We start from the raw sequence: 9356 nt of genomic DNA, 5'->3' as shown, positions 1-9356 counted from the left end.
AAAAATGGCATCTAAAAAAACTTTATCAAGAATGTCGCCTTGGTAAAACGTGGCTTCTTTGCCTGTGATTTGCTTTACGCGTGCAAGCGACTCTTTTGATGCGTTACTTAAATTATCAACAACAACAACTTCGCTGCCTTGCTGTAAAAGTTCTAAAACGGTGTGTGAGCCTATGTAGCCTGCGCCGCCTGTTACTAAAATTGCCATGAATGCTCCGTGGATACCTTTTTTCAATTATCTTAATTTCATCATATATTCTTACTATTTACATGCTTTATTTTAAAAGCGTATTAAAATAGGTTAATTAAGTAATGGTTAATAAACTAGTGTTAAACTTGTATGGTCTATTACTGGGCTAAGTCTAAATAATTAGTACTGCCCCTTTGGAGAATGCTATGAATTCAGTTAAAACAATCGCTATGGCAATGTGTATTACATTACCTGCATTTGCACACGCTGGAGAATCTGTAGTTAAGTGGCAAGATTTTAAAGACTACCGCGATGTGCGCGCTTCTAGCCAGGGTAAAGCGTCGTACCACGAACAAATTGCTACTCAGTTCGAAAAACATTTTTCTAAACTTGCCGAGCAATTGCCAAAAGGCTACAAGCTAAATTTAGAAATAACCGATATCGATTTAGCAGGGGACGTACGCTATGGCGGTATGGATGAAATACGCGTAGTAAAACCTATTTATTTTCCGCGCATTAAGCTCAATTACTCGCTAAGCGATAATAAAGGGAGCGTAGTGAGTGAAGAGGACGATGTAGAGCTTAAAGACATGGGCTTTATGGATAAAATTAAAATGGGTCGCGACGAGCCGTTTTTTTATGAAAAACGCTTAATAACCGAATGGTTTGGCGAGCAAATTTTAGCAAGCATTGATTAAATTAAACTTGCCACTAACAATGGCAAGTTACAAAATCAAGATGACTTAAAGGTAGCGGCTAAAGTAAGCAACTATTGCAGACTAAAAAAGCGATTTATAGTTTTCCTTATTAAAATTAGTTTTATCAAGCGGAGCTTAAATATAAGTAGGCTTTTTTATCATTTTGATTATGCGTACAAAGAGAGTTATTAGCTTTTGCATTTCAAGCTGGCAATTAAGTGATTAAATTACTTTTTGATTGTGTTTTTATCAATATAGGGATGTACCCAACTTTACATTAAAAATTTTTGCTGCTAATTTAAACTAATGTCATCAGTGTAAGTGTTCTGGTTTATTGTTTTAAATTGAATGTGTTGTACTTGCGTTGACTTTTGATAGTTTACATGGAGAAGATTATGAAAAGTTTAAAATTACTAACGTTAGTAATGGGTTTAAGTTCTATTGGTATTGCACAAGCTGGTGAGTCTGCAGTTAAATGGCAAGATTTTGACAATTACCGCGATGTGAGTGCAGCAAATCAATCACCAACTTCTTTTGAAAAGCAAATTACTATTAACTTTGAAAAGCATTTTGCGAAGTTAGCTGAAAAATTACCAAGTGGATATAAATTAAATGTAGAGGTTGCAGATCTTGATTTAGCAGGTGCTATTGAGTTTTCTGGCGCTAAAAAAATAAGAGTAATTCAACCATTTCATTACCCACAAATTAAGCTGTCTTACACGGTAACTAATTCGCAGGGTGAAGTTGTGAACCACGCCACAGAAGTGTTATTAAAAGATAGAGGCTATTTAGATAAAATTAAGCGCTCAACCTCTAGATCATTTTATTATGAAAATCGCTTAGTAACTAACTGGTTTCATTCAAAAGTTTTATCTAATATAAGTTAAATACAGTTACAAAATAAATAAAAAATGCCGATAAACATTATCGGCATTTTTGTATTTGATGTTTACTAAATTAAACTTTAATTTTTAGCTACTTAAACGTAGCGAGCAGGGTAAGTAACTGTTGTAGCTTAATAACCGTTGTTTTAAGCTTTTCTTCATCAAAACCATCTGTGCTTAAGCTTTCTACATCGGCTGCTACATCAAGTACGTATGGCTTAAAGCGTTTAGCTTCAAAACTAAATCCGGCATCAGCTGGGAACAAGGCTTTAAATTTACCGTGGCCTTGTTGCTGTAGCTCATCTAGTTTTTTGTCGGCATCAAGTGCTTGGCGATAAACAATTTTTAAGTTAGCGTTGAGTTGTTCAATTATAGAATCCATGGTTTTCCTAAAGCTTTGTACTGCATTGCCGATATAGTACTTGGATTACATTTAAATGTCAGGTTGATTAAGGCTTATAACGATGAATATATCAGGTGGAAATCTACCCGCTATGTCTAGCTCTGGCCAAGGTGGTGAAGTATATACCGCTGCTTTGTCTAAAAAGCAGCAATTAGCAGATGGCGCAGCAGCACTTGCACTAATTGAAGGTGCTGCCCAGCCAACAAGTGCGCAATCACCGGCTCAGTCGGTCACTGCAACACTGGGTAACAATGTAAATATATACGTTTAAACTAACTTAAGGTCGATAGGTGTTTTGCTTTTTTGACCGCCTATTTCTCTTACTAATTTAGGCACTAAAAATCCAGGCAGGGCTTTTAATAGTTCTGCCATTATTTTTATTGCCTGTGGCTCTTCTATATCAAAGTGGCTTGCGCCTTCAACCTTATCTAGCAAATATAAATAGTATGGCAGTACGTCTGCATCAAATAACGCCTCACTTAAATTTATTTGTGCCTCAACGGTGTCGTTCACCTCTTTTAAAATAACTGCCTGGTTTAATAACGTTACGCCTGCTTGCTTTAGCTTTTGCATGGCGGCTTTAAACTCGTCGTCTATTTCGTTGGCATGATTTATATGGTTAATAAATATAATTTTTAGCGGTGATTGCTTTAGCCTCGCGCACAGCTCATCGGTAATACGCGCAGGTATAACAACAGGCAAACGGCTGTGTATTCGCATGCGTTTAATTTGAGGTAACTGTTCAAGCTCATCTAAAAACCAGCTAATGGCATCGTCTTTGGCCATAAGTGGGTCGCCACCACTTAAAATCACTTCGTTTATGTTGGCATCTGATTTTATATAGCTCAGCGCATCAAGCAGGCTTTTTTTATTAAGCTGGTTTTCTTGATACGGGAAGTGGCGCCTAAAGCAGTAACGGCAATTTACTGCACAGCCAGTTTTAAACATAATTAAAACACGGGATTTATATTTATGTAAAAGCCCAGGCTGTTCGTTGTCTTGCTCAAGCAGAGGGTCTTTATTAAAACCTGTTTTGGTCAAAAATTCTTGATGGCGTGGCATAACTTGTAGCAATAAGGGATCGTTTGCATCGCCCTTGCGTATTTTTTTTATAAAAGGGACTGGCACGCGTACCGGAAATAAACTGCGGGCTTTTAGGTCGTTTTCATGGGCTTGGCTCGATAAACCGACCATTTCAAGCAAGGTTTTTGGGCAGGTAACTACATTTGCTAATTCTTTTTGCCAGTTTTTATGCAAATTTGCTTCATTTCTTTGTATCATTGGCACGTAGATTACTCGAAAAAAATTAAATAGAGGAAACGATGGCGAATTATAGCACCAACGAGTTCAAGGGCGGCCTAAAAATTATGATGGACGGCGAACCTTGCAGTATTTTAGAAAATGAAATGGTAAAACCTGGTAAAGGCCAAGCGTTTAACCGTGTTCGTATCCGCAAACTTATCTCTGGTAAGGTGCTTGAAAAAACCTTTAAATCGGGTGAATCAGTTGAAGGCGCCGATGTAATGGATACCGACTTAGCGTACCTATACACAGACGGTGAGTTTTGGCATTTCATGAACAACGAAACATTTGAACAAATTGCCGCTGACGAAAAAGCACTTGGCGATGCCGTTAAATGGTTAGTTGAAAACGATGTATGTACTATTACATTATGGAACGGTAGCCCAATCGCGGTTACTCCACCTAACTTTGTTGAGCTTGAGATCACTGAAACTGATCCTGGCCTTAAAGGCGATACAGCGGGCACAGGCGGTAAACCTGCAACGCTTAGCACTGGTGCAGTAGTACGCGTTCCATTATTCGTACAAATTGGTGAAGTAATTAAAGTAGACACCCGTAGCGGTGAATACGTAGGCCGTGTTAAGTAAGCTTGAGTACGGTTTATAAAATCCCGGCTTAAGCTGGGATTTTTTTTGGAGAAAATATGTCAGCAACACCTTGGGCACCTAGTGCAAGCATAAACACCCTTAAGCAGCGTGCAGCCATACTGCGAACCATTCGTGAGTTTTTTTATACGCGTAATGTAATGGAAGTAGAAACACCGAGCTTAAGCAGTGCCAGTGTAACCGATGTGCATTTAGCAAGTTTTAATACGCAGTTTGTAGGCCCAGGCCACGCTGGTGGCTTGCCGCTTTATTTACAAACATCGCCTGAATTTGCAATGAAACGTTTGCTAGCAGCAGGCTCAGGGCCCATATTTCAGCTTTGTAAGGCATTTAGAAATGAAGAAGCGGGACGCCATCATAACCCCGAATTTACCATGCTTGAGTGGTATCGCCCTGGGTTTGATGAGTTTGCATTAATGGATGAAATGGATGAGCTAATGCAGCTCATTTTAAATGTAGAGCCTGCAGAGCGTCTTACTTACCAACAAGCGTTTGAGCAAGTGTTAGCGCTTGACCCATTAACAGCTACGCTTAGACAATTGCAAACACTTGCCAGCGATCACGGCTTTGCCGATATAGCCAAAAACGAAACCAATAAAGATACCTTATTGCAGCTGTTATTTTGTATGAAAGTAGAGCCAACTATTGGGCAAACTAAGCCGTGCTTTGTGTATCACTTTCCGGCATCGCAAGCGGCATTGGCACAAATTTGTGAGCATGATAACCGCGTAGCAGGGCGCTTTGAGCTTTATTATAAAAATATGGAATTAGCGAATGGCTTTAATGAGTTAACTAATGCTAAAGAGCAGGCAAAACGCTTTGATGAAGATAACGCTTATCGCGCTGCCAATGGGTTAAACCACGTGCTTATGGATACCCGGTTAATCGCCGCTCTTGAGCACGGCTTACCGCAATGCGCAGGTGTTGCCATGGGTATAGACAGGTTAGTTATGCTAGCCACCGCTAAAGATACAATAAAAGAAGTCATCGCGTTTGATGTAGATAGGGCGTGATGCTTGTCCTGTAGGCGCCATGCTTACTGGCGCGTTGATATAAAATCTATACGCTTTTTCTTTTTGCGTGAGCAAGCTTCACGCCTACCAATAAAAAAGCACCGCGTTTATTGTAAACGCGGTGCTTAATATTTATTTTTTCTTACAGCTTACAGCTTACAGCTTACAGCTTACAGCTCTAACGTAAACGTTATACCCGCTACTCTTGGCTCACCTAATTGCACGTAGGTGTGTGTAGCGTAACCATCAAGTGGGTCGTTACCAAACTCAAAGCCGCGGGTTGGTACTTCTTCGTCAAATACGTTACGTGCCCATGCGCGCACTGCCCACATGTCGGCTTCGTAGCCTAAACTTAGGTTTACTAAATTGCTGCTGGGTGCTTTTGAATTATGGCTATCTGAGAAGTAGTAATCGTCCTTACCTTCAACACCAATCATACCGTACAGCTCATTAGTAAAGTTGTAACGTGCGCTAAATGCGTATTGGTATTTAGGTGATTGTGCTTGCTCACGACCGTCTTGATTTAAGCCAGATTGCGTTACAAAGTCGTCAATTTCTGTGTTTAAGTAACCGGCGCTACCTGTTAAGAATAAGTCTTCGGTAAGTTGGTAACTACCTTCAACTTCTAGCCCGTAGTTGCTACCAGAGCTTGCGTTATCAACGTAGCCTGTAAATTGCTGACCTTCTACTTGCCATGCTTTTAACTGAATGTTGTCGCGGTGCATATAAAATGCTGCTAAACGAAGGGTAAATTTATCATCAAGCGATGAACCCTTAACGCCAAACTCGCCGCTCCAAAGGTATTCAGGGTCAAAGCTTGTATGCTGCTGGAAAAAATCAGCATCTAGGTTTAAGCCTTCATCTTTAGCTTTTGCTAATGCTTCTGAATTAATACCGCCAGCTTTATAACCACGGGTAATGCTGGTGTAGATCATAGTACGGTCAATCACTTGGTATTCAAGTGCTATTTTACCGCCTACCATTACGTCGTCGGTCTCTTCAATAAAGCCGTTGCTGTCGGTGTAATCACCTTGGTATTGCTCTACACGTAAACCGGTAATGAGCGTGGTTTTAGGGCCGATAGGTGTGGCTACTTGGCCGTAAACAGCTACGTTACTGGTTTCGTAGGTTGATGCAAATGGACTTGCAAGCCAAGTATATTCGCGCTCTAAATCTACATCGCGGTTTTGATAGTAAACACCGGCAACCCAGTTACCTGTTTTAGAATTAAATTGTAAATTAGCCGACTGATCATCGCGATCACGCGTGTACACATCGGTTGAGCTATAACCCCAAGGGTGTAAGCCAGCTGCACATAATTGTGGCTCGCTTGCATCGTTACATACCCAGTCTTCATCAAAGCTGTAAAGTAGCTCTGTATCAATGGCTGAAAGGTTTAAGCTTACATCAAAGGCATCAAAGCCTGTGTAGGTATTATTAATACCAATGGCGTAGCTTTGTTGATTATCTTGGCCTGGCTCGTCGGCTACACTATTACGGCTGTTATCAAGCGTGAACGCATCGTAGCCGTTGTTTATATCTATGTAGTGCAGGTTTAACTCTGTGTTTAAATGCTCAGTAAGTTGGCTGTTTAATTTAAAGCGGGCTACTTGCTCATCTTGTTGTTGAGTTTCGTCGTTTAAATACAGGTTATCTACGTAGCCATCTGATTTTCTGCTAAAGTAGCTGACGCGGGCACTTGTGTCGTCGGTTAATCCTGTACTTGCTGCAAGACCTGCTTCGCGCGAGTTATAAGTACCCATACCCACTTGTAATTTTAAGCTCGGATCGGCAGTTGCCTGAGCTGATTCCATTTGGATCATACCGGCCATGCCGTCTGCACCAAAGCGAGTGCCTTGCGGGCCGCGGTAAATTTCTACCTGGTCTATATCAAATAATAATGAGCTGCCACCTAAACCCGAGTAGTTAATTCCGTCAATAACTAAGCCAACCGATGGGTTAATTGGATCTACAAATTGTGAACGAAGTCCCACTCCACGAATTTGAATATAACGACCACGAGAGGCACCAGATGTAAAGTTTACGTTGGCTGTACTACCTAGCATTTCGTCTAAGTAACTTGCACCACGTTGATTAATTTCATCTTTGCTAAATAGGCTAGCGCTAGCGCTTAATGTTTGAATGCTTTCACGTTGAAAGTCGCCTGTAACAACAATTCGTTCTAGGTCGCTGTCATCAGCGTTTGCTATAAGTGGTGTACTAATTAGCGGTAATAACGCCGCAGTAATTAAAGACAAACGTAAGTTCATTAGGTTACTTAACTCCATTTTGGGGACTCGTATGGTAGCAATTATTTTAATACTTGTGTTATAACGCAGCGATTATACGTTAAATAATCAGGATTACTAATATGACCTTTAAAGTTGATTTTAAAGTGCGCCATTACGAATGTGACCTACAAGGAATTGTAAATAACAGTGTGTACTTTAATTATTTAGAGCATGCTCGCCATGAGTTTTTATTTGCAAATGGGGTTGATTTTGCACTACTAGCAAAGCAAAAAGTTAATTTAGTGGTGATACGCAGTGAGGTTGATTATAAACATTCGCTTGTACCAGATGATGAATTTTATATAGCAGTTGAACCTGTGCGTATAAGCCGTATAAAGTTTGCGTTTAAGCAAACCTTAGTACGTAAACACGACAACAAAGTAATGCTACAAGCCAAGGTTATAGGCACTTCGGTTAATGAAAAAGGGCGCCCTTGTTTACCTCCCGAAATAGATAATTTATTTAAAAATTACGCCCAAGATTAGCCAGTATAATTTTTAGGGGCTGTGACCTTTGGGATTAAATTTAATGTAGTCTGTTTTATAGCAGCGCCTAGGTAGTGAGGTTGTTTATCGTAAATAGCGGGTAGCGTAGGTGCTGTTATCGAGCCTACTAAGTTACAAATAAAGCAAAGCGATTAAAGCGCCCATAATGTGAACACGTTTTAATCTGCAAAGTTCAACACTCTCTAAACTATCATAGAACAAAAATTTACATTTAAAACATGCATTTTTAACGGATAAACCGCATAAAAATTGTTACTATTACGGTAATTAAATATTTAGTTAGAAATAGCATGAAATTAGCAGCACTACCGATGCTTTTAATCGGTTTATGTATTGGTTGTACAGCCACAGGGACGGTGACCACTGAGCAGCTAAAGTATACACAATGGCAACTATCAAAGGTTGATGGTTTAGCTGTGCCGGCCTCTTACAGTGCATCAATGAGCTTTATTGAAGCGTTGCAAGTAAACGGGTTTGCAGGATGTAATAAGTTTTTTGGTGAAGGCGAGCTTAAAGACAGCAGTATTAGCGTTAATAAACTTGGCATGACGCGTAAGTCGTGCGGAGCAGACGTTGATGAGCTAGAGCAGCAGTTTTTACAAGCGCTACGAGAAGGTGCAACGCTTACCATGCAAGGCTCACAGTTAGTTATGCAGGGCGATCAAACTTTTTTATTTATTGCAAAGTAGTGGCATGAGTATTTAAAACTGCCCCTTGCAGGCAATTTTTAACTGGCGTACACTCAACGCTGATTTGATCAAAATAGCAAATCAACGAACATAATTATACTTGTCGGAGTGCCTTAAATAATTAAGGCTGAGATCGCGAAAGCGGGATCCGTGAACCTGATCAGGTTAAAACCTGCGTAGGGAACAAGCTGCCTAAAATGGGACGCTTGTGCGTCTTTTTTATGCGCACAACAAAATAAATAGCCATTTTAGGCCGCAAAGCAGCGTAACCACTGCTTTACGATCTTTCTCTATTCCTTATGGAATATCTGACAAGACAACCCTTTAGCAATGAGGTAAGTCATGTCAAACACTACAAATAAGTCTACACGTCGAGAAACGCGCGCTGCTGCGTCAGATTACATTTATAATTTAACGGGTCAGCCATTTCCAAGCTCACAAAAAGTGTATGTTGAGGGCAGCCAAAGCGGTGTACGCGTGGGTATGCGCGAAATTACATTAAGCGATACGTTTATTGGTGGCGATGAGCAAAACCCTGTGTATGAGCCAAACGATCCACTGCGTGTTTACGATACATCAGGCCCGTATACCGACCCTAACTTTGAGCTAGACGTACGTAAGGGGTTACCTAAATTTCGTGAGCAGTGGATAAAAGAGCGCAACGACACTGAAGTGCTCGACTCAGTCACTTCGCAATTTGCTCAGCAACGTATGGCCGATGACGGCCTTGATCATATTCGCTTTGATCATTTACCTAAAATTCGCCGTGGTAAAGC

Annotated in this window: 11 protein-coding genes, 1 pseudogene and 1 riboswitch; of the genes and pseudogenes, 8 read left to right on the top strand and 4 right to left on the bottom strand. The window is 40.5% G+C overall.

Going from position 1 to position 9356, the window contains the following annotated elements; translation table 11 throughout:
- Positions 1-207 (bottom strand): SDR family NAD(P)-dependent oxidoreductase (locus B2R65_RS02255; protein ID WP_286740695.1); only part of this gene is annotated, 207 nt, incomplete at its 3' end.
- A 188-nt stretch (positions 208-395) separates the two neighbouring features.
- On the opposite strand from B2R65_RS02255, the gene B2R65_RS02250 reads away from it, so the two are divergent.
- Together B2R65_RS02250 and B2R65_RS02245 are read left to right on the top strand one after the other, a co-directional pair.
- Positions 396-887 (top strand): DUF3016 domain-containing protein, encoded by a 492-nt coding sequence (locus B2R65_RS02250; protein WP_286740693.1) that lies wholly within the window; start codon positions 396-398, stop codon positions 885-887.
- A 395-nt stretch (positions 888-1282) separates the two neighbouring features.
- Positions 1283-1774 (top strand): DUF3016 domain-containing protein, encoded by a 492-nt coding sequence (locus B2R65_RS02245; RefSeq protein WP_286740691.1) that lies wholly within the window; start codon positions 1283-1285, stop codon positions 1772-1774.
- Between the two features lie 88 nt (positions 1775-1862).
- On the opposite strand, the gene B2R65_RS02240 is transcribed toward B2R65_RS02245, so the two are convergent.
- Entirely contained in the window at positions 1863-2153 is a 291-nt protein-coding gene (locus B2R65_RS02240; protein ID WP_004587953.1) for a hypothetical protein, read from the bottom strand.
- Between the two features lie 82 nt (positions 2154-2235).
- On the opposite strand from B2R65_RS02240, the gene B2R65_RS02235 reads away from it, so the two are divergent.
- A complete protein-coding gene (locus B2R65_RS02235) occupies positions 2236-2445 on the top strand; it encodes a hypothetical protein (protein ID WP_024031488.1) in 210 nt (69 codons plus the stop codon).
- Here B2R65_RS02235 and epmB read toward each other — a convergent pair.
- Positions 2442-3455, bottom strand: coding sequence for an EF-P beta-lysylation protein EpmB (epmB, locus tag B2R65_RS02230; protein ID WP_029773264.1), 1014 nt, complete (start codon positions 3453-3455; stop codon positions 2442-2444). The genes B2R65_RS02235 and epmB overlap by 4 nt on opposite strands.
- 41 nt (positions 3456-3496) lie before the next feature.
- Here epmB and efp point away from each other — a divergent pair, with 41 nt between their 5' ends.
- The gene (gene efp, locus B2R65_RS02225; RefSeq protein WP_004587956.1) at positions 3497-4063 is read left to right on the top strand and encodes an elongation factor P; all 567 of its coding nucleotides are present in this window, start codon (positions 3497-3499) and stop codon (positions 4061-4063) included.
- Between the two features lie 56 nt (positions 4064-4119).
- On the top strand, positions 4120-5094 hold the full coding sequence (epmA, locus tag B2R65_RS02220; RefSeq protein WP_286740684.1) for an elongation factor P--(R)-beta-lysine ligase: 975 nt from the start codon (positions 4120-4122) through the stop codon (positions 5092-5094).
- A 170-nt stretch (positions 5095-5264) separates the two neighbouring features.
- Here epmA and B2R65_RS02215 read toward each other — a convergent pair whose 3' ends face one another.
- Entirely contained in the window at positions 5265-7382 is a 2118-nt protein-coding gene (locus tag B2R65_RS02215) for a TonB-dependent receptor (RefSeq protein ID WP_286740682.1), read from the bottom strand.
- Positions 7383-7465: 83 nt separating this feature from the next.
- Between B2R65_RS02215 and B2R65_RS02210 the strand changes: the two genes are divergently transcribed.
- The 3 genes and pseudogenes from B2R65_RS02210 to B2R65_RS02200 all read left to right on the top strand — a co-directional run.
- Complete coding sequence (locus tag B2R65_RS02210) at positions 7466-7870, top strand: acyl-CoA thioesterase (protein WP_286740680.1); 405 nt, start codon at positions 7466-7468, stop codon at positions 7868-7870.
- 311 nt (positions 7871-8181) lie between these two features.
- Complete coding sequence (locus B2R65_RS02205; RefSeq protein ID WP_004589048.1) at positions 8182-8580, top strand: META domain-containing protein; 399 nt, start codon at positions 8182-8184, stop codon at positions 8578-8580.
- Between the two features lie 94 nt (positions 8581-8674).
- Positions 8675-8780, top strand: a riboswitch (TPP riboswitch).
- 142 nt (positions 8781-8922) lie between these two features.
- Positions 8923-9356 (top strand): annotated as a pseudogene (locus tag B2R65_RS02200) (phosphomethylpyrimidine synthase ThiC); the annotation flags it as partial.

This window comes from Pseudoalteromonas sp. UBA2102 (genome assembly GCF_002331165.1).
GTDB lineage: Bacteria > Pseudomonadota > Gammaproteobacteria > Enterobacterales > Alteromonadaceae > Pseudoalteromonas > Pseudoalteromonas atlantica.
This window is presented reverse-complemented; position numbering and strand designations above follow the sequence as displayed.

What these genes read in the sequence shown, in the direction of transcription:
- B2R65_RS02250 (WP_286740693.1), top strand. Translation starts at nt 396, where the DNA reads ATGAATTCAGTTAAAACAATCGCTATGGCAATGTGTATTACATTACCT.
- B2R65_RS02245 (WP_286740691.1), top strand. Translation starts at nt 1,283, where the DNA reads ATGAAAAGTTTAAAATTACTAACGTTAGTAATGGGTTTAAGTTCTATT.
- B2R65_RS02240 (WP_004587953.1), bottom strand. Translation starts at nt 2,153, where the DNA reads ATGGATTCTATAATTGAACAACTCAACGCTAACTTAAAAATTGTTTAT.
- B2R65_RS02235 (WP_024031488.1), top strand. Translation starts at nt 2,236, where the DNA reads ATGAATATATCAGGTGGAAATCTACCCGCTATGTCTAGCTCTGGCCAA.
- epmB (WP_029773264.1), bottom strand. Translation starts at nt 3,455, where the DNA reads ATGATACAAAGAAATGAAGCAAATTTGCATAAAAACTGGCAAAAAGAA.
- efp (WP_004587956.1), top strand. Translation starts at nt 3,497, where the DNA reads ATGGCGAATTATAGCACCAACGAGTTCAAGGGCGGCCTAAAAATTATG.
- epmA (WP_286740684.1), top strand. Translation starts at nt 4,120, where the DNA reads ATGTCAGCAACACCTTGGGCACCTAGTGCAAGCATAAACACCCTTAAG.
- B2R65_RS02215 (WP_286740682.1), bottom strand. Translation starts at nt 7,382, where the DNA reads ATGGAGTTAAGTAACCTAATGAACTTACGTTTGTCTTTAATTACTGCG.
- B2R65_RS02210 (WP_286740680.1), top strand. Translation starts at nt 7,466, where the DNA reads ATGACCTTTAAAGTTGATTTTAAAGTGCGCCATTACGAATGTGACCTA.
- B2R65_RS02205 (WP_004589048.1), top strand. Translation starts at nt 8,182, where the DNA reads ATGAAATTAGCAGCACTACCGATGCTTTTAATCGGTTTATGTATTGGT.